The sequence below is a fragment of the Burkholderia sp. D-99 genome, assembly GCF_011605345.1.
GTDB lineage: Bacteria > Pseudomonadota > Gammaproteobacteria > Burkholderiales > Burkholderiaceae > Burkholderia.
This window is the reverse complement of sequence record NZ_JAAOXM010000002.1, coordinates 110,987-129,665: the sequence shown is the minus strand read 5'-3', so window position 1 is coordinate 129,665 and position 18,679 is coordinate 110,987. Positions and strand designations below refer to the sequence as shown.

General features: G+C 66.4%; 21 protein-coding genes. 11 read left to right on the top strand and 10 right to left on the bottom strand.

Features of this window, described 5'->3' with window-relative positions; genetic code table 11:
- Window positions 1-478: 478 nt before the first annotated feature.
- The 3 genes from HAV18_RS07605 (at window position 479) to HAV18_RS07595 (ending at window position 2,103) form a co-directional block, all read left to right on the top strand.
- Window positions 479-739, top strand: a complete 261-nt coding sequence (locus tag HAV18_RS07605) for a hypothetical protein (RefSeq protein ID WP_155627214.1) — start codon at window positions 479-481, stop codon at window positions 737-739.
- A 43-nt stretch (window positions 740-782) separates the two neighbouring features.
- Window positions 783-1,010, top strand: coding sequence for a hypothetical protein (locus HAV18_RS07600; protein WP_166954403.1), 228 nt, complete (start codon window positions 783-785; stop codon window positions 1,008-1,010).
- 190 nt (window positions 1,011-1,200) lie between these two features.
- Window positions 1,201-2,103: a LysR family transcriptional regulator gene (locus tag HAV18_RS07595; protein WP_166954401.1), complete on the top strand. Its 903-nt coding sequence runs from the start codon at window positions 1,201-1,203 to the stop codon at window positions 2,101-2,103.
- Here the strand turns inward: HAV18_RS07595 and HAV18_RS07590 are convergent.
- The gene (locus HAV18_RS07590; RefSeq protein WP_166954400.1) at window positions 2,054-2,509 is read right to left on the bottom strand and encodes a carboxymuconolactone decarboxylase family protein; all 456 of its coding nucleotides are present in this window, start codon (window positions 2,507-2,509) and stop codon (window positions 2,054-2,056) included. The genes HAV18_RS07595 and HAV18_RS07590 overlap by 50 nt on opposite strands.
- A 270-nt stretch (window positions 2,510-2,779) precedes the next feature.
- On the opposite strand from HAV18_RS07590, the gene HAV18_RS07585 reads away from it, so the two are divergent.
- The 4 genes from HAV18_RS07585 to HAV18_RS07570 all read left to right on the top strand — a co-directional run bounded on the left by HAV18_RS07585 (window position 2,780) and on the right by HAV18_RS07570 (window position 5,350).
- Window positions 2,780-3,190, top strand: coding sequence for a TIGR02594 family protein (locus HAV18_RS07585; protein ID WP_166956643.1), 411 nt, complete (start codon window positions 2,780-2,782; stop codon window positions 3,188-3,190).
- A gap of 145 nt (window positions 3,191-3,335) precedes the next feature.
- Window positions 3,336-3,968 (top strand): glutathione transferase, encoded by a 633-nt coding sequence (yfcF, locus tag HAV18_RS07580; RefSeq protein WP_166954398.1) that lies wholly within the window; start codon window positions 3,336-3,338, stop codon window positions 3,966-3,968.
- Window positions 3,969-4,113: 145 nt separating this feature from the next.
- A complete protein-coding gene (locus HAV18_RS07575; RefSeq protein ID WP_166954397.1) occupies window positions 4,114-4,737 on the top strand; it encodes a LysE family transporter in 624 nt (207 codons plus the stop codon).
- 25 nt (window positions 4,738-4,762) lie between these two features.
- Entirely contained in the window at window positions 4,763-5,350 is a 588-nt protein-coding gene (locus tag HAV18_RS07570; protein WP_166954396.1) for a hypothetical protein, read from the top strand.
- Between the two features lie 89 nt (window positions 5,351-5,439).
- On the opposite strand, the gene HAV18_RS07565 is transcribed toward HAV18_RS07570, so the two are convergent.
- The 6 genes from HAV18_RS07565 to HAV18_RS07540 form a co-directional block, all read right to left on the bottom strand.
- Window positions 5,440-5,913 carry an AAA family ATPase gene (locus HAV18_RS07565; protein ID WP_166954394.1) on the bottom strand — a complete coding sequence of 158 codons (474 nt, stop codon included), beginning with the start codon at window positions 5,911-5,913 and terminating at the stop codon, window positions 5,440-5,442.
- A gap of 105 nt (window positions 5,914-6,018) precedes the next feature.
- Entirely contained in the window at window positions 6,019-7,455 is a 1,437-nt protein-coding gene (locus HAV18_RS07560) for an efflux transporter outer membrane subunit (protein WP_166954393.1), read from the bottom strand.
- A 19-nt stretch (window positions 7,456-7,474) separates the two neighbouring features.
- Window positions 7,475-9,049, bottom strand: coding sequence for a DHA2 family efflux MFS transporter permease subunit (locus HAV18_RS07555; RefSeq protein ID WP_166954391.1), 1,575 nt, complete (start codon window positions 9,047-9,049; stop codon window positions 7,475-7,477).
- A 13-nt stretch (window positions 9,050-9,062) separates the two neighbouring features.
- Complete coding sequence (locus HAV18_RS07550; RefSeq protein WP_166954390.1) at window positions 9,063-10,157, bottom strand: HlyD family secretion protein; 1,095 nt, start codon at window positions 10,155-10,157, stop codon at window positions 9,063-9,065.
- Between the two features lie 64 nt (window positions 10,158-10,221).
- Window positions 10,222-10,653 (bottom strand): MarR family winged helix-turn-helix transcriptional regulator, encoded by a 432-nt coding sequence (locus HAV18_RS07545; protein WP_166954389.1) that lies wholly within the window; start codon window positions 10,651-10,653, stop codon window positions 10,222-10,224.
- An 81-nt stretch (window positions 10,654-10,734) separates the two neighbouring features.
- Window positions 10,735-11,655 carry a LysR family transcriptional regulator gene (locus HAV18_RS07540; RefSeq protein ID WP_166954387.1) on the bottom strand — a complete coding sequence of 307 codons (921 nt, stop codon included), beginning with the start codon at window positions 11,653-11,655 and terminating at the stop codon, window positions 10,735-10,737.
- A 91-nt stretch (window positions 11,656-11,746) separates the two neighbouring features.
- On the opposite strand from HAV18_RS07540, the gene HAV18_RS07535 reads away from it, so the two are divergent.
- From HAV18_RS07535 to HAV18_RS07525, 3 genes are all read left to right on the top strand, one after another.
- Window positions 11,747-12,175, top strand: a complete 429-nt coding sequence (locus tag HAV18_RS07535) for a MarR family winged helix-turn-helix transcriptional regulator (RefSeq protein ID WP_166954385.1) — start codon at window positions 11,747-11,749, stop codon at window positions 12,173-12,175.
- 185 nt (window positions 12,176-12,360) lie between these two features.
- Window positions 12,361-13,608, top strand: a complete 1,248-nt coding sequence (locus HAV18_RS07530) for an aconitase X (protein ID WP_166954384.1) — start codon at window positions 12,361-12,363, stop codon at window positions 13,606-13,608.
- Window positions 13,601-14,080: an aconitase X swivel domain-containing protein gene (locus HAV18_RS07525; RefSeq protein WP_166954382.1), complete on the top strand. Its 480-nt coding sequence runs from the start codon at window positions 13,601-13,603 to the stop codon at window positions 14,078-14,080. Before HAV18_RS07530 ends, HAV18_RS07525 begins: the two co-directional genes overlap by 8 nt.
- 97 nt (window positions 14,081-14,177) lie before the next feature.
- Here HAV18_RS07525 and HAV18_RS07520 read toward each other — a convergent pair whose 3' ends face one another.
- The 3 genes from HAV18_RS07520 to HAV18_RS07510 all read right to left on the bottom strand — a co-directional run bounded on the left by HAV18_RS07520 (window position 14,178) and on the right by HAV18_RS07510 (window position 16,568).
- Window positions 14,178-14,780, bottom strand: coding sequence for a hypothetical protein (locus HAV18_RS07520; RefSeq protein ID WP_166954380.1), 603 nt, complete (start codon window positions 14,778-14,780; stop codon window positions 14,178-14,180).
- Entirely contained in the window at window positions 14,777-15,304 is a 528-nt protein-coding gene (locus HAV18_RS07515; RefSeq protein ID WP_347814737.1) for a hypothetical protein, read from the bottom strand. The genes HAV18_RS07520 and HAV18_RS07515 overlap by 4 nt, the downstream gene beginning before the upstream one ends.
- 178 nt (window positions 15,305-15,482) lie before the next feature.
- Window positions 15,483-16,568: an AraC family transcriptional regulator gene (locus tag HAV18_RS07510; protein ID WP_166954376.1), complete on the bottom strand. Its 1,086-nt coding sequence runs from the start codon at window positions 16,566-16,568 to the stop codon at window positions 15,483-15,485.
- 75 nt (window positions 16,569-16,643) lie between these two features.
- Here HAV18_RS07510 and HAV18_RS07505 point away from each other — a divergent pair, with 75 nt between their 5' ends.
- On the top strand, window positions 16,644-18,677 hold the full coding sequence (locus HAV18_RS07505) for an NADPH-dependent 2,4-dienoyl-CoA reductase (RefSeq protein WP_166954373.1): 2,034 nt from the start codon (window positions 16,644-16,646) through the stop codon (window positions 18,675-18,677).
- Window positions 18,678-18,679: the final 2 nt, after the last annotated feature.

Below are 18,679 nucleotides of genomic sequence, written 5' to 3'. Positions count from 1 at the left end.
GCGCAACAAAGCGCGCCCAGACCTCGTGCGCAATCGATTCGCAGTCCTGCGATTATCTTCGTACGCCTTGCCCATCGGCAGGAGCAGTGACCGATTCGGTGGCCCGAGGCGTTCAGGTCATGCACGTCAGTGCGGCGCATCGCCGGCTTGGCCGGACGACAGTGCGAACGTCATGGCTGTTCGCGCATCCGCGGCTACCCTGTTCGGCCCGATCCGCGTGGCGGCTTCGAACGCGACGAGGCACTGAAGGGCGGAAGGCGCGTGATACGCATGGCGGGTGAGAAGGTCTTGTGGCTCGCGACATCATAAGTGCGGATCGAAAGGAAATCACAAGCCGACGCATGGGCGAAAGCCCGCCCGTTGGGGCGTAATACAGATTTACAAAGTCTGTGCGGCGCGGCGTCAACATGGGGCAGGGACGGGGCGTTCGCTACTGCGGGAACAACCCATTTCACGACAAGACGGAAAAACTGCACTCATGAAACTCAAATCCATTCCCGTGATTCTGTGCGCCGCTTTGATGGCGAATGCCGCGTTCGCCGACGAGCTTCACAACAAGGCGATGGCCGCCACGCACGATCTTCAGCGGTCCATCGAGGAAATGCACATCATCCAGCAGGAACATGGCGGCGAGTTTGGCGGCCACATGGCGCGTGCCGAGCAATTGGCCCGCCAGGCCGAGCAGGAGCGTGCCGCTGCGCTCGAGTACTACCGCGCGCGACATCCCGGCTGGCAGTAACGCCTGTCCGCCTCACATGGCCACGACGTTTGGATGATCAATGATGAAATCGAAATCCTGTTACACCCTGGTCGCGTCGCTGCTCCTGGGTGCCTCGCTGTCCGGCTGTGTGGTGGCGCCGGCTGAACCGCCGGTGGTCGCCCCGGCCGGCGTCGTCTACGTTGCGCCGGTCGGCGTGATGCCGGCTCCTGGTTACTCGTGGCGCTACCACCCGCACTACGGGTGGGGATGGTGGCACCCTCACTACGGCTGGCACCGAGGCTGGCGCTGACGCGTGGTCGCGCGGGAATGCCTGCGCGACGAAGGTGGATGCAGGAGCAAGGCACGGGGAGATTTCCCCGTGCTTTTTTTTACGCCACGCCACTGCGACAGCCGCGGATCGCATTCATGCGAAGATTGCCGCGGTGCGCGCGTGACAGCGTTCGCCGGCCTCCATTTCCCTTTCACCCCACCCAGGCACCATGGACCGCTTCGAAAGCATGTCGGTGTTCGTCGAGATCGTCAGTACCGGCAGCCTGACTACCGCGGCCGAGCGGCTCGGCCTGTCGCCGAGCATGGTCGGCAAGCACTTGAACGCGCTCGAAGCGCGTCTCGGCGTGAAGCTGCTTCACCGCACGACGCGGCGTCATCACCTGACCGAGGCCGGCGCGCTTTACCTGGAGCGTTGCCGCGACATCCTCGACCGGGTCGAGACAGCCGACGACGCCGCGTCGACACTCGGCAGTGATCCGTCGGGCCAGCTCCGCATCGCCGCACCGATTTCGTTCGGCGTCACGCAGCTCGCGCCGGCCGTCGCCGCCTTTCTCGCGCAATATCCACGCGTCGATATCGAACTCGTGCTGACCGATGCGGCAGTCGACCCGGTCGGCGACGGTATCGATCTCGCCTTTCGCGTCGGTCCATTGGCCGATTCGTCGCTCGTCGCACGGCCGTTGCCGTCGTATTACCGGACGGTCGTATGCGCGTCGCCGGATTATTTGGCCCGCCACGGCATACCGGCCACGCCGCAGGATCTGCTGAATCACGATTGCCTGGGCCATACGCGATGGGGGCCGCGTTACCGGTGGCGATTCGACGGGCCCGACGGGCCGATCGAAGTGCCCGTTGCGTATCGATTGCGCGTCGACAGCGGCCCCGCGCTGCGCGAGGCCGCGCTGGCCGGCGGCGGCGTGATCCTGCAGCCGTTCGGGCTGGTCAAGGCCGATCTCGAGGCCGGCCGCCTGCATCGGTTGCTGGCCGCGTATGAATCGCGCGGCCGCGACTTTTACCTGCTGTACGCGCGCGACACCGGCGCGCCGGCCAAACTTCGCGCGTTCATCGCGTTTGCGCTGGATCATTTTGCGGCTGCGGACCCGGCGCATTGAGCCCGTCGGCATCGGGCAGGGCGGCGAAGACTTCCGCCACGACGCCCAGCGCGTTGTTCACGGCCGCACCGCCGCCATAGAACATCGTTTGCAGGATCGTCTCGACGATCTGCTCGCGCGTCGCGCCGGCGACCAGCGCCGCTTCGACGTGCGCGCGCAACTGCGGCAACGCGTACCCGAGCGTCACGCAACTGGCGATCACGACCAGCTCGCGCGTCGCCAGGTCGAGCCCGGGCCGGTCGAGCACGCCGGCGAACGCCCATTGCATCGTCATCGTCAGGAAGTCGGGGCAGAGCGTTTCGCGCGATTGCGCGAGATCCTTGCCGCTATGCGCGCCGTGCAGGCGCTCGAACAACGCGAGACCACGTGCATAGGTGTCGTCGCGGGGAAGAAGGGGCTGCGTCATCGTTGACCTCGTCGGGAAGCGCCGAAATACCGGCGGACCAACGCAGTGTGGGGCGACGGGGCAAGTTGAAAAACGCGCGTCGGGTCGTTTCATTTCGCACCGGGAGTGGGGAATGCGCGAGCGCCGCACCTGCGTCCGGCGCCGCGATGCCGGCGGTACTCGTCGCCGCGCATCATCCATGCGAAGATTGACCGCACATCACACTCGCCCGAGAACGACGTGTCCCGATTCAACCCTGAGAGCAAGCCGGACGCCGCCCACCCACCGTGGATGCCCGTTGCGATAGCCGAACTCGGCATCCGCCGCCATCCGCCCGGCAGCATCAACCCGCGCATCGTCGAATACAACAACCAGACGAACCTGGTCGGCTACGACGACAAGATTTCCTGGTGCTCGTCGTTCGTCAACTGGTGCATGACGCACGCCGGCATCCGCGGGACGGGCTCCGCGCTCGCGCGTTCGTGGCTCGAATGGGGCCGGCCGCTGGAGCGCCCTGTCTACGGCTGCATCGCGATCCTGACGCGCGACGATCCCGCGAGCTGGAAAGGGCATGTCGGTTTCTACCTGCGTCATGACGGCGAACACGTGCATCTGTTCGGCGGCAATCAGCTGGAAGAAGTGCGCGAGCTTGCATACCCGTTGAACGAAGTGATCGGCTACCGCTGGCCCAACGCCGTCTGACCAAACCGCCGCAGCGCAAACAAAACTTCGAACATTGCCTTTCAAGCGGCTGCTAATCTGTCGCACACGCCGCATTGATCCACGCGGAGTTCGCCGACGCATCCGCCGCACAGTCGCCGGCCTCCGTCCTGACAAGGAGCCTGCAGTGCAAACCGGTAATCTCCGTCTCTACGCGGATACGCAATACGCGAGCCCTTACGCGATGTCGGTTTTCGTCGCCCTCGAGGAAAAGGGGCTGCCGTACGAACTGGTGACCGTCGATCTCGGCAACCGCGCGCATTTCGCCCCTGACTACGCGGCGACCTCGCTGACGCAACGCGTGCCGACGCTCGTGCATGACGATTTCGCGCTATCGGAATCGTCGGCGATTACCGAGTATCTCGACGAGACCTTCCCGGGCACGCGGCTTTATCCGGCCGAGCCGCGCCAGCGCGCGCGGGCCCGGCAGGTGCAGGCGTGGCTGCGCAGCGACCTGATGCCGGTTCGTACGGAGCGGTCGACCGAAGTGCTGTTCTACGGGCCGTCGAGCGAGCCGCTGTCGAGTCTGGCGCACGCTGCCGCGCAGAAGCTGTTCGCGGCTGCCGACAAGCTGCTCGCACCGGGTGCGGCAAACCTGTTCGGCGAGTGGAGTATCGCGGATGTCGACCTGGCGGTGATGCTGAACCGCCTGGTGCTGAATGACGATCCGGTGCCGCAGCGCCTCGCCGACTATGCGCGCGCGCAGTGGGAGCGGCCGACGGTGCAGCGGTGGGTGAAGTTGAAGCGGCCGCCGCTGTAATTCACGGGTGCAAGGAGCGCGTCGGCGGCGAGAGAGTGTGCGCCGGCTGCCGACGCGCCGCGTTTGAGACCGTCCCGCATGCAACCAAAATCGGCGTGCTAGAGTAAGCCGGCCTTCCTCCTCACCTGAATCCTCCCGAACCGCCATGAGCTATCTTCCCCAACTCGCCGCAGTCGGCGGCGTGATGTTGCTGGCGTGCGTCAGCCCCGGTCCCGACCTGATCGCCGTTTCGTCCCATGCGCTTGGCAATCGCCGCGCGGGCCTGCTGGCCGCGCTGGGCATCGCGTCGTCGCATGCGGTGTGGGCCGCGATGGCGATTTTCGGGCTCGGGCTGATCGTCGCGAAGCTCGCTTGGCTGTACGAGGCGATTCGTATCGCCGGTGCGGCTTACCTGATTTACTTGGGCATCAAGACGCTGTCGGGCCTGCGCCAGTCGGCGCAGGAGGCAGAAGCCGCAAGCCAACCGATCGTTCGCGGCGGCGTGCATGCATACCGGAAAGGGCTGCTGGTCGGCCTGACCAACCCGAAAGCCGCGGCGTTCTTCGGCAGCCTGTTCGTCACGCTGCTGCCCGCGCATGCGCCGGCATGGGTGCATGGCGCGACGCTGGCCGTGGTCGTCGCCGTATCGCTCACCTGGTTCTGCACAGTCGCCGTGCTGTTCTCGACGGACCGCGTGCAGACGGGTTACGCGAAACTGCGCAAGCCGATCGATGCAGTGATGGGGACGATCCTGTTGGGGCTCGGCGCAAAGCTGGCGCTGGACCGGTAAGCCGGGACGCGGATCGTATAGGGTCGTGATCTCCGGGATTGCCCTTCTGTTGCTCCTCGTTGCCGGCGTTGTCGCGGCAATCCGGTTCTGGCACAAACGCATCACGCGTGTCGTCGTGATGGTCGTCGCGATGGTGACGGCGATTTCCTGTCGTGCGTGGGCCGCTCCGCCGCACGAGCACCTGATCAAAAGTTGTCTCCTGGCGCAATCGGCTGCTCCGTCCGTCGCCATTCAGGACATCGACGCACATGAAGTATCGCAAGAGGACGACTACGCAGACGGCTTCAACGCAAGTTATCTCGTCGGATTTGAAGGCGCCGACGTTGGCTACGCTGAAGGGAAGTCGACGCAGGCGTTGGTCTATTCCGGAAAACTCTATCGATTGTCCGCGGCCTTACCCGTTGGAAACAACGGCGGGATCAAGCCGGTCGCGTTCAATCCTGCGCTCGCGCAGTGGAGCCTCGTAACCGAGGGGCGCCAGAGCTATCTATGCGTGAGCTTCAATTTCGACGGGCTGGGGCGAAGCGGGTCGTTTCAGAACGTTCACGGCGGATATCTGTTGAATCCGGAAACCGGCAACCTGTACTTCGTTGTGCGTGACGTCAGGAAGTGAACGCCCCTTGTTGCGCAAGCTTGCCGGCGGCCATCTCGTGTTTGCGGGGCTGCCATGCACCTGATGCCTTTTGTGAAGGCAGGAACGAGTCAGTCGCCTTTGATCCGCGTGATTGACGCGAACCCCTCGTCAACGGTTGGCGGTTCAAAGAGGGACGCCACGCTTTCGATACTGCCATCGGGGACGCGCTCATCCGCGGGTCTCCGCGCGTTCCGTGCCTTTGCGACGTCAAGCGGCGTGTCGATCCAGATCGCGTGCACGGCCGCATTGCGTTGACGTGCGATATCGATGATGGGCTTGCGGTGCCTTGCGCCAGGCAACGCGGCATCGAAGCAGATGCACGGCGCATACTCGTGCGCGTGCGTGCCGATCCAGTGCGATTTTCCCGCCCCCTGCACGCCACAGACGACAAGGATCGGCGGGGGATTTTCCGCGTGGCTGGCCAAGGCAGATTCAAGCGCCGCGAAGCTGCTCGACCATGCCGCTTTGCTTCTCTCCGGAGTCCAGACCCTTCCCGTGGCCGTTTCCAGAAACGTATCGGGATTGATCACCTGAATGTTCACGACGCCAATGTGTGCCGGAATTGAGCCGATCCGTACTATAGGCCCTTCCGCGCAACCGTGAACGGGTCCTGGTCGACGACCGGCCAACCCGGCACGACCCAGCGCTCAATTCTTCGCGACAGCCTCCACCGCCGGCCCACCCGCCGCCTCATTCCTGCTCCACCCGCCCCCGAGCGACCGATACAGCGCGACCGCCGCCAGCGCATGTTCGCGCTTGAGCTGATTGAGCGAATCCGAATCGCGCAGATACACCTCCTGCGCCGACAGCACATCCAGAAAATCCGTCGCGCCGCCTTTATAAAGCTGGTTCGCCAGCCCGAGCGCCTTGTCCGACGCTGTCAAGGCACTATCGAGCCTGCGCGTCGCCTCATCGGCGCTGACGAGATTCGCCCGCGCATCCTCGACTTCCCGCAACGCCTGCAGCATCGTCTGCCGTAGCCCGAGTTCCGATTCGCGCATCCGGCTTTCGCTCTGCGTGATATCGGCCGTGATGCGCCCCGCATTGAAGATCGGGCTGGTCGCGCTCAACGCGGCACTGAACAGGTTGTCGGTCAACGTCGGCAACCCGAGATAGGAAGCCGCGAGAATCCCGTCCGTCAGGTTCAACGAAAACTTCGGATACCGTTCGGCCTTCGCCACGCCGACTTGCGCCGCTCGCCGCTCGACCTGCGCATACGCGCTCAGCACATCAGGCCGCCGCAGCAACGCCTGCGAAGGCAACGTACCGGGTGCGCCAACCGGCGGCGCGGGGATATCCCCCGCCTGCGCGAGCACCAGCCGGTCGACCGATTCCGGCGTGCGCCCCGAATACACGGCAATGAGATTGAGCTGATGCGCAATCTGCGCCCGCGTCGGCGGAATCCGTGCTTCGAGCGCGTCGAGCTGGTTCTGCGCACGCGTGACGTCGAGCTCCGTCGACAACCCGAACGCCTGCCGCTTGCGCGTGAGTTCGAGCGCATGCTGCCGGATCTTCGCGTTGTCCTGCAGGATCTTCAGTTCCTGCTGTGCCCAGCGCAGATCGACATACGCGGAAGCCGCATCCGCTGCGAGCGCGAGCCGCATCGCATCTTCCGCATGTTTCTGACCGACGAGCTCCGCCTGCGCGGCGAGCAGGTCGAGCCGTTCGCCGCCGAACACGTCGGGCGACCAGCTCAGCGCGAGCCCCGCGCCGGCCTGCCGCACATAGCCGAGCGGCGGCGGCGTGTTCTGGCGTGCGTCGGCCGCATGCGCGGTCGCGTCGAGTTCGGGCAGTAGCACCGCGCGCTTCTGCACGGTCAGCGCCTGCGCCTGCTTCACGCGTTCGGCAGCGGCTTGCAGATCGAGGTTGCCGTCGAGCACGGCGGCGATCAGCCGGTCGAGCACCGGGTCGTGGAATTGCGCCCACCACGCGGCGGCGTCGATATCCGCGCGCGGCACGTCGGTGTCCCACGCGGTGGGCGCGAGCGTCCGAACCGATTCGGAGAGCGCCGGATGCTGCGCGGGCTGCACCGCACACCCGGCGGCGAGGGTGCTGACGGCGAGGGCGACGAGTAGTTTTTTCATGACGGTGATGACCTTAACCTCAGTGCGCGTCCGGCGGCGGCGCGTTCAGGGAAATGGGTTTGGAGAAGACGACCGCGATCAGCGCGACGATGAAGCACAGCGACAGCGCGTAGTACGCATCCGCATACGTGAGCGTCAGCGCTTCGCGATAGATCAGGTGGTGCAGGTTGGCCAGCCCGGCTTGCGCGGTGTCCAGCGTGTTGCCGGCCACGGACGACCAGTACGCGGCCTGGCGATCGAGCAGCGAGGCGACCTGCGGTTGGCCTGCGCTCACGTGCTCGTTCAGGCGCAGGTAGTGGAAGTTCAGCCGGTCGTTGAGCATCGTCGCGCTCACCGCGATGCCGATCGCACCGCCGAGATTGCGCATCAGGTTGAACAGGCCGCTCGCCGATTTCAGGCGTGACTGCGGCAGCGAACCGAGCGCCATCGTCACGATCGGCGGCACGCTGAATTGCTGGCCGATGCCGCGCAGCGCCTGCGGCAGCAGCAGTTCGCGCCAGCCCCAGTCGTGCGTGATCGGCGTGTACAGGTAGCAGCCGAGCCCGAAACAGATCAACCCGAACACGAGCAGCGCGCGCAGGCTGAAAAAGCGCGCGGCGAACGCATACGCGCAGAGGGCGACCAGCTGGAACGCGCCGACCGACAGCAGCGCCATGCCGATCTGCAGCGAGCTGAACGCACGTACCTGCGCGAGAAACAGCGGCGTCAGGAACACGGTCACGAAGATCCCGATGCCGGTCACGAACGACAGCAGGCTGCCGATCCCGAAGTTGCGCACGGCGAGCGCGCGCAGGTCGACGATCGGATCCTTCGCGGTCAGCGCGTGCACGATGAACAGGAATCCGCAGATGCCGGAGATCCATGCGCAGATCACGATCGCGTCGTCGCCGAACCAGTTCTTGCGCGGGCCTTCCTCCAGCACGTATTCGAGGCAGCCGAGGAAACCCGACATCAGCACGATGCCGAGATAGTCGCCGCGCTTGATGAGGCTGAGGTCGGGTTCGTCGATATGCACGTAGCGCGGCACCAGTGCGGCCACCGCGATGCCCGGCACGAGGTTCAGGTAGAACAGCCAGTGCCACGACCATTGATCGGTGATCCAGCCGCCGATCACGGGGCCGATCGCCGGCGCGAGCGACGCGAGCGCGCCAATGGTCGTCGACGCGATCAGCCGCTGCTTGCCCGGGAACAGCACGAACGCGGTGGTGAACACGGTCGGGATCATCGCGGCGCCGAGCGCGCCCTGCAGCCCGCGAAACAGGATCATCGAGTTGATGTCCCACGCGAGCCCGCACAGCATGCTCGTGATCGTGAAGCCGACGGCCGACGCGACGAACAGCCAGCGCGTCGACATCACCTTCGACAGCCAGCCCGACATCGGGATCACGATGATCTCGGCGATCAGGTAGGCCGTCTGCACCCACGACAGTTCGTCCTGGCTTGCGGACAGGCCGCCGCCGATGTCGCGCAGCGACGATGCGACGATCTGGATGTCGAGCGTCGCCATGAAGAAGCCGACGCACATCAGCGCGAATGCGAAGACGCGCTGCTTCGTCGGTTGCGACGCCGGGTCGCCGGAAAACGCGGTGGTCATGGTCTGCTCCCGCTCAGTTCGCGTGATCGGTATGCACGGTCACGACCGCGGACAGGCCGGGACGCAGCACGTGCTCGAGGCCCGGCTGCGGATCGAGGTGCACGCGCACGGGCACGCGCTGGACGATCTTCGTGAAGTTGCCGGTCGCGTTCTCGGCCGGCAGCACGCTGAAGGTCGCGCCGGTGGCGGGCGCGAGGCTGTCGACGCGGCCGTGCAGCCGTGTGCTCGACGCATCGAGCGACACGTCGACGCGATCGCCCGCGTGCATCTTGCGAAGCTGGTCTTCCTTGAAGTTCGCGTCGATCCACAGTCCGGAGGCCGGCACGACCGTCAACAGCGGCACGCCGACGTTCGCGAGCATCCCGACGCGGCCCGTGCGATTGCCGACGTAACCGTCGACCGGCGAGCGGATCGTCGTGTATTCGACGTTGAGCGCGGCGACGCGCTGCGCGGCAAGCGCGGTGTTCACGCGGGCCTGCGCGTCGGCGAGCTGCGCGCCGAGCACGTCGAGCTGCCGCTTCGACGCGAGCAGTGCGGCGTCGCTGCGTTCGACGGCGGCACCGGCCTTCGAGTAATCGGCGTCCGCGCGTTCGACGATCTGGTTCGACACGGCGTCGGATTTCACGAGTTCGCGGTAGCGCACGCGATCCGATGCGGCACGTGTCAGTTCGGCCGACGATGCGTTCTTGTCGGCTGCCTGCTGCCCGATCACCGCATATTGCAGTTGCTGCTTCGCCTCGAGTTCGGTCACGGCGGAGCGTGCGCTGTCGACTTCGGCGCCGGCCTGCGCGAGCTTCGCGTCGTAGTCGCGCGCATCGAGCTGCACGAGCACGTCGCCGGCCTTCACGCGCTGGTTGTCGGTCACGAGGATCTTGTCGACGAAACCGTTGACCTTCGGCGCGAGCACCGTCACGTCGCCGCCGACATACGCATCGTCGGTGCTTTCCTGGAAGCGCAGCACGAACAGCCAGTCGAGTGCTGCGGCGGTGACGACGACGACGACGGCACCCACCGCGATGCGCATCCACGGCACGCGGCGCTGTTGCTTCGCGGGCCGGTCGAGTGTGGCTGCTTCACGTGATGACGCAGCGGCTTGGGTCGTATCCATCGATTCACCTATGTATATGCACTTATCAAGTCGATCGACGAGATATCGTCGATCGGGAAAGGGGCTAGCGCTCCGGCAGGTTGTGCGTGATCCGGAACAATTCGTCTCGCAGGCGGGCCGCCTGCGCCGACCCGAACCGCTGCTCGAACGCTTCCTGCGCGGCGAGCCAGTGCACTTGCGCGTCGGCGATCTTCGTTTCGCCGTGCGCGGTCAGCGCGAACGTCTGGCGGCGGCATGGCGGCTCGATCCGGCCTGCCACCAGCGCCGCGGCGACGAGCGGCTTGAGCGCGCGCAGCAGCGCGGTGCGTTCGATTACCAGCACGGCCGACAGCCTCGCCATCGTCAGGCCCGGCCGGTCGCGCAGCAGCGCGAGAATGCTGTACTGCGACGGCGTGACGCCCGCCCGAGACAGGTAACGCTCGTAGAACTGCGAGATCCGGCGGGCGGCTTGCCGGACCGCGAAGCAATCGTCATCGGTGAGCGTAGTCTTGTGCATGTGCACATGTTAGGGGGCAATACGGCGCGAAGCGAGCGGCGGGGCGGGATCAGATTGTTGTCACGGCTGTACCAATCGACGTCAGGCCGCCGCCGGCACGATCCAGCCTTCGCGGTCGCAGTAGGCGGCCGTGTAGTCGATGAACGCCTTGACCTTCGCGGGCAGCAGCGCGCGGTTCGCGTACGCGAGCTTGATCTCGACGAAGGCGTCGACGAGATCGGCGTCCGGCAGCAGCTGCACGAGCGCGCCCGACGCGAGTTCGGCCCGAACGAGCGTTTTCGGCACGACGCCGATGCCGAAGTCGTGCATCACCATTTCGCGGTTGAAGACGGGGCTGTTCGACGAGATGTCGAAGCGGAACGGCACGGTCAGCATGTCGCCGTCGATGCGGAACGACAAGGCGGGCCGCCGCAGCGACGGCGACAGCGGCACGAACGGATGGTCGGCGAGATCGGCCGGCGTCTCGGGGCGCGAATGCGCGCGCAGGTACGCGGGTGTCGCGACGATCACGACCGGAATGCGTTCGACCAGCCGCACGACGGTCGATTCGCTCGTCAGCATGTACGGCACGACGATGCCGATGTCGTAGCCTTCGCCGACGAGATCGACCGGGCGTTCGGTCAGCGTCACGTCGAGACGCACCTTCGGGTGCGCGGCCTTGAAGCCGGCGATCAGCGGCACCAGCCGGTTCAGCGCGGCCGTCGTGTGCGCGACGAGCCGCAGCAGGCCTTCAGGCTCGCGCGTCGGCGCCTGCGCGGCCGCTTCGAGCGAGTCGAGTTCGTCCAGCACGGCCGCACAGCGCTCGTAGATGCGCTCGGCCGTTTCGGTCAGCGACACCTGGCGCGTGGTCCGGTGCAGCAGCCGGCTGCCGAAACGCGCTTCCAGATCCGCGACCGCACGCGACACGACAGGCCGTGCGAGGCCGTGCATGTCGGCGGCGCGCGTGAAGCTGCGCATCTCCACCACCGACCGGAAAATCCGCAGCTTGTCGATGTAGTCCATGTCCGTCTCCTTGACGCGAGTGCCGGCCGCCGGCCCGGTTACGGCGGAGTGTACATTGACTTTATGCATATGCACATATAAATTGCGGAGCATGAACGACACCTCGATTGCCCAGGCGTGCAACTGCCTCGCGCTGCGTCAGGCGGCGCGCTTCGTCACGCAACTGTACGAACGCCATCTGGCCCCGGTTGGCGTCACGCCCGCCCAGTTCTCGATCATGGCGAACCTGACGCGCAAGCCCGGCCTGCTGATGAGCGAACTCGCCGATACGCTCGTGATGGATCGCACGACGCTGCTGCGCGCGCTGAAGCCGCTGCAGCGCGACGGCTTCGTCGCGACGGCCGCGTCCGAGCACGATGCGCGTGCGCATGCGCTGAGCCTCACGAAGCCGGGCGAGCGCACGTTCGCGCGGGCGTTGGTCGCGTGGCAGGCCGCACAGGACGAATTCGAGACGCAGTTCGGCCGCGACCGCGCGAAGGCGCTGCGCGACGAGCTGTTCAGTGTGACCGCGGAACGCTAGACGGATCGGCGGCAAACTGGAGCGGAATTCGAGCCATTGCCAGCATCAATCACCCTCCAGACTGAGAATTGGTTTTTTAGACTGTCCGGATCAGCGATGATCTGGACAGTTTTTATTTCCAGTTGTAGAGTCCCCTGACGAATTTCACGGGCCGGCGCCGCCGGCACGCGTCAGAGGAGCAACCGATGCTGCAGTTGAGTGACCGCGACAGTGCCATGCTGCGCGGGGATTTCGGCGATGGCGTCGCGCGCGCGATGCGGATCGTCGCGCGCACGGCGCAAGTGATGTCCGCGCCGCACCTGATCGACATCACGTCCGCGCATATCGACGGCTGCCTTTACCACGGCCAGACCAGCCTCGACTTCGTCGAGTATTTCGTCGACACCGGTGCGAAGGTCGCGGTGCCGACCACGCTGAACGTCGGGTCGCTCGACTTGATCCACCCCGAGCTGTACCACGGCGACCGCACGATCCAGCGCGACGCGCAGCGCCTGATGGACGCGCACCTGCAGCTCGGGTGCGAATCGAGCTTCACGTGCGCGCCGTACCAGCTGAAGAACCGTCCCGCGAAAGGCGAGCAGATCGCGTGGGCCGAATCGAACGCGATCGTGTTTGCGAACTCGGTGCTCGGCGCGCGGACGAGCCGGTACGGCGATTTTCTCGACCTGGCGGCCGCGATCACCGGGCGTGCGCCGTACGCGGGGCTGCATGTCGAAGCGAACCGCGCCGCGCGGATCGTGTTCAACGCGCCGGACTTCAGCCGCCTGCCGTCGCGCGACATCCATTTCGCCGCGCTCGGGCTGCTGATCGGCCGGATCGCGGGCGCGGTCGTGCCGGCGATCGTCGGGTTGCCGGCGGACACCACCGAAGACGAACTCAAGGCGCTGGGGGCGGCCGCCGCGTCGAGCGGGGCCGTCGCGCTGTTTCATGCGGTCGGCGTGACGCCGGAAGCGCCCACGCTCGACGCCGCGTTGCACGGGCAAGCGGCGCAACGGACGGTCGATGTCGCGATGGCCGATCTCGACGAGATTCGCCGCACGCTGAACCACGGCGCGGCCGGCGACGCGCTCGTCGCCGTGGCGCTCGGCACGCCGCATTTCTCGCTGGCCGAATTCCGCACGCTCGACGCCTTGCTCGACGCGTTCGACGGCAAGCCGGCCTGCGATTTCTACGTGAACACGAGCCGGTTCATCCTGTGGGAGCTGGGCGAAGCCGGCCTCGCGGAGAAATTCGCTGCGCGCGGCATCCAGATCGTCGTCGACACCTGCACGTACATCACGCCGGTGATGAAGCAGCTGTCGGGGCTGGTGATGACCAATTCGGGGAAGTGGGCGTCGTATGCGCCCGCGAATATCGGCGTGACGGTCGCGTACGGCAGCATGCGCGAATGCGTGCGTTCGGCGATCGAAGGAAAGGTGCGATTCGATGACTGATGCGACGGGCAAGGGTTTGACGGGCGACACGCTCGTGCCGGGCAGCGCATGCGCGCAAGCGTTCGTGCTCGACAAGCCGCTCAGCTTCTGGGGCGGCTACGACTCGGGTGCGGGCAAGATCGTCGATCGCGGGCATCCGCAGGCCGGTGCGAGCCTCGCCGGCAAGATGATGGTGATGCCGCACGCGAAGGGCTCGAGCTCGAGCAGCAGCGTGCTCGCGGAAGCCGTGCGCAACGGCACGGGGCCGGTCGGGATCGTGCTGAAGGAGCGCGACCTGATCATCTCGATCGGCGCGATCGTGGCTGCCGAGCTGTATGCGATCGCGGTGCCGGTGGTGTGCGTGACCGATGACGTGTACGACGCGATCGTCGCCGCGACCGGCGATGTGCGGATCGAAGCGGGCGAGGGTGATGGCGGCGCGCGGATTTACCTCGGCGACGATGTGCAGTCGCGCGGATCCGCTTCGACCTGAACGAGCGGCGCGCGCTGACGGCGAGTCCGGCGGTGATCGCGGCGATGCGATCCTGGTTGTGTCTCGTTCGCTCGCGCAGTGGCCGCGCCCGGCACGATCAGATGATGCGCACGTGCCGGGTTTCTTCCTGCGTGATCGACAGCGCTGTCGTTGCCGCGGTCATTTCGCGTTTGCCGCCCGGCTGCGCTAGTCTCCTGATTTCGGGCCACAGGATCACGCCGAACAGGATCCGCAGGATCGCACTCAGCACGCCCAATCCGATTGCACACGCGCTGATCAGCGCAAACACGTCGAACGTCGATTCCGTGCTGAGTGTCACCACGGATACGATTGCGCTGACCACGGCGGCGGCGACCACGCAAAGAAGCATGACGGTGAGGTCGGTCCGGGCGCTGGCGACTTTGGCGGGACGCAGCAGATAAGCCGAACCGTCGGTCATGTTGCGGATGCCGTAGACGATCTGGCGATCCTGGACGTCGGCATAGGCGACATTCAACCGGTCGCCGTCGGCGATGAACAGGCGCGTCGTCCGGTTGGTCCTGAACACGAGGGGGGACGCGAGCGATTCGAGGTGGAGCGTGATTTCCTCGATGCTTTGCGTGGTCGAGCCCAGGTTGTTGCTCCAGATCTTCGTCTCGATCGATTGCTGGTCGATTGCCGTGACGCGGCCCGAGACGGTCTGCATCGCGTGGTTCGTCATGGGCGGCTCCGCTCCACGTCGAAACCGGACGGTGCGCCTGGCCAGCTCTGCTGGGCTTCGCGTCGCTGCGGCTGGAAGATCAGGTCGGACAAGCCGCCGATGGCGAGCAGGGTGCCCATCAGCGTAACGATGCCCGCGACAGTGGCCAGTGCCGAGACGAACGCCCAGCCCGAATGAAGTGCCGCGGCAGCGAGCCCAAAGCTCAGCACGAGCAGGCACGACGCCCAGGCTAGAAGCGACAGGTTCCGCCGCGTTTGCGCGACCACGTCGTAGGGGGCGATCGCCAGCTTGTCGCTCCTGATCCACGCGATCCGGCGACGGCCGCGATGCTCGAATGTGCACGCGCGCACCGGCATGCCGGGCTTCAGTTGTTCGATCTGCTTGAACGCGTCCTCGTCGACGTCGCTGGCCGTGACGAAGTAGCAGACGTTCTGCATCGTCACGCGGTATGACGGGGTGTTCCTGACATCGGCCTTGACTCGGATGAGGTTGGTATCGACGCAGTCGATCGTCGCCTCGATCACGGTGGTGAGATTGGGCATGGGTCGGAGAGGGCGCCGATTCGCGCGACGTCGTTTTGATGTGGCGCTCATCATACGCCAACGCGTTTGGCCGACCGCCCGGCATGGCCGGGTGGCGGATTGCCCGGCGCGTGGCACTGAAGTCCGCGCGCAGCCGGAGCCTGCTACCGGCGGCCCGGCGTTATTTGCGTTCGGGTGCGCCGGCCGCCGCTTCCCGATACGCGCTCGGTGTCTGCCCGGCCCAGCGCCGGAACGCGCGCGTGAAATTCGCCGGGTCGGTGAACTGCAGCCGCTCGGCGATCGTCTTCAGGTCGAGATCCGACGCCGCGAGCAACTGCTTCGCGTCGCGACACCGTGCTTCGTCGAGCAACTGCCGATAGCTCGACCCGGCTTCCTCGAGCCGGCGCCGCAGCGTGCGCGTCGATACGAGCAGCGCATCGGCGAGCGTGTCCGGCCCAGGGTAATCGCCTGCTGCATGCGCCAACTCCGCGCGCACGCGTTCCACCAGATCGCCTTCCTCCTGGCGTACTTGCGCATACTCACGCTCTACCTGCACGAGCGCTTGCCGGTGCGCGACTTCGTCGGCGAGCGGCAGCGGCCAGTCGAGCACGTCGCGCGCGATCCACAGCGCGTTGGCGGCACAGCCGAATTCGACCGGCGGCAACTGGTCGCGATAGCGTGCGAAATAGGGCGGCTCCGGCCACGCGAATTGCAGCGCGATCGGCGGCGACGCGCGCCCGGCCCATTGCGAGATGTTCTGCGCGAGCCCGGTCAGCACGAACTCGAACATCACGTGATGCTGCAGCACGGGGCTCGCCTGCACGCCGTGCAGTTCGAGCGTCGAGCCGCGCTCGTCTTCTTCATAGGTCAGGCGATATTGGCGGTTGCGCATCCGGAAGTAGCGCTGCGTGACGGACAGCGCCTCGCGGATGTCCCGCGCGGTCAGTGTCGCGTAGCCGAGAAAGCCGTGCACGGTCGGCTTCAGCAGCAGCCCGAACGCGAGCCCGATGCCCGGATCGCCGCCGATCTCGATCGCATTGAGCACGAGCCGCCCCCATTGCGACGGCGCGACGCGCGCGTCCGGTTCGGCCAGTACCGCATCGCGCAGGCCCGTGCCGGCGCGCACGGCGGCCAGGTCGACCCCGCGTGCGGCAAGCGCCTGCAGCAGCAGGCGTGTATAGGCGACCGGAATCGTCGGCCGGCGCAGCCCGAGGCGATCCTTGGCGAGCGGGGAAGTCATGTCGTTTTGGCCGGAAATGACAAGCATTATGGCTGTTTGCCCCCTCACGTTCAAGGCGGCGCGCGCCTACGATGTCACGCATCGCTTATTGGCACGCTCATCATGACCACGACCTTTCCCCACCTGCTCGCACCGCTCGATCTCGGCTTCACGACGCTGAAGAACCGCGTGCTGATGGGCTCGATGCACACGGGCCTCGAGGACAGCCGCAAGACGCTGCCGCGACTCGCCGAATATTTCGCCGAACGCGCACGCGGCGGTGTCGGCCTGATCGTGACGGGCGGTTTCGCGCCGAACGTGGCCGGCTGGACCAAGCCGTTCGGCGGCACGCTGATGACGTCGGCCGCCGCGCGGCGGCATCGCGAGATCACGGACGCCGTGCACGCGGAGGACGGCAAGATCGCGCTGCAGATCCTGCATACCGGCCGCTACGGCTATCACCCGTTCGCGGTCGCGCCGTCAAAGATCAAGTCGCCGATCTCGCCGTTTGCGCCGCATGAGCTGAGCGCGCGCGGTGTCGAGCGGCAGATCCGCGCGTTCGTGCGTTGCGCGAAGCTCGCGCGTGAAGCCGGGTATGACGGCGTCGAGATCATGGGCTCCGAAGGCTACCTGATCAACCAGTTCATCTCGATGCATACGAACAAGCGCACCGACCAGTGGGGCGGATCGCACGAGAACCGCATCCGGCTGCCGATCGAGATCATCGAGCGCACGCGCGAAGCGGTCGGCCGCGATTTCATCCTGATCTACCGGCTGTCGATGCTCGACCTGATTCCCGACGGCAGCGACTGGAGCGAAACCGTGCAGCTCGCGAAGGCCGTCGAGCGCGCGGGCGCGACCATCATCAACACGGGGATCGGCTGGCACGAGGCGCGCGTGCCGACGATCGCGACGTCGGTGCCGCGCGGCGCGTTCGCGTGGGTGACGAAGAAGATGAAGGGCGAGGTCGGTATTCCGCTCGTGACCACCAACCGGATCAACCGTCCCGAAGTGGCCGAGCAGATCCTCGCGGACGGCTGCGCGGACATGGTGTCGATGGCGCGCCCGCTGCTCGCGGATGCCGAGTTCGTGGTCAAGGCCGCGCAGGGCCGTGCCGACGAGATCAACACCTGTATCGGCTGTAACCAGGCGTGCCTCGATCACGCGTTCAAGAACAAGGTCGCGTCGTGCCTGCTGAATCCGCGCGCGTGCCACGAGACGGAGCTGAAATACACGCCCGCACCGCAGCCGAAGCGCATCGCGGTGGTCGGCGCGGGGCCGGCCGGGCTCGCGTGCTCGACCGTGCTCGCGCAGCGCGGCCATCAGGTCGACCTGTTCGACGGCGCGGCGGAGATCGGCGGCCAGTTCAACATGGCGAAGCGGATTCCGGGCAAGGAGGAGTTTCACGAGGCGCTGAGTTACTTCGGCCGCCAGGTCGAGCTGACCGGCGTGAACCTGCACCTGAACCGCCGCGTCGACGCGAGCGAGCTGATCGCGGGCGGCTACGACGAGATCGTGCTCGCGACCGGCGTCGCGCCGCGCGACCCCAAGATTCCGGGGCAGGACGGGCCGAATGTGCTCAGCTATATCGACGTGCTCGCGGGCAGGCAGCCGGTCGGACGGCGTGTCGCGGTGGTCGGCGCGGGCGGGATCGGCTTCGATGTCGCCGAGTATCTGGTGCAGGACGGCGAATCGCCTGCGCTCGATCTGGAAGAGTGGAAGGCCGAATGGGGCGTGACCGACCCGGCCGCGACGCGTGGCGGCGTGACGCGTGCGCAGGTCACGGCGCCCGCGCGTGAAGTGACGCTGCTGCAGCGCAAGGCTGCGCCGCTCGGCAAGGGGCTCGGCAAGACCACCGGCTGGATTCACCGCGCGACGCTGAAGATGAAGCAGGTGAAGATGATCGGCGGCGTGAACTACGAGCTGATCGATGCGCGCGGGCTGCACGTGTCGTACGGCGAGCAGCGCACCGATCACGAGCTGATCGAAGCCGACACGATCGTGCTCTGCACGGGGCAGGAGCCGCAGCGCGCGCTGCTCGCACCGCTGCAGGCGGCCGGGCGTTCGGTGCACCTGATCGGCGGCGCGGATCTGGCCGCCGAACTCGACGCGAAGCGCGCGATCGATCAGGGCGCGCGGCTCGCGGCGCGGCTCTGATT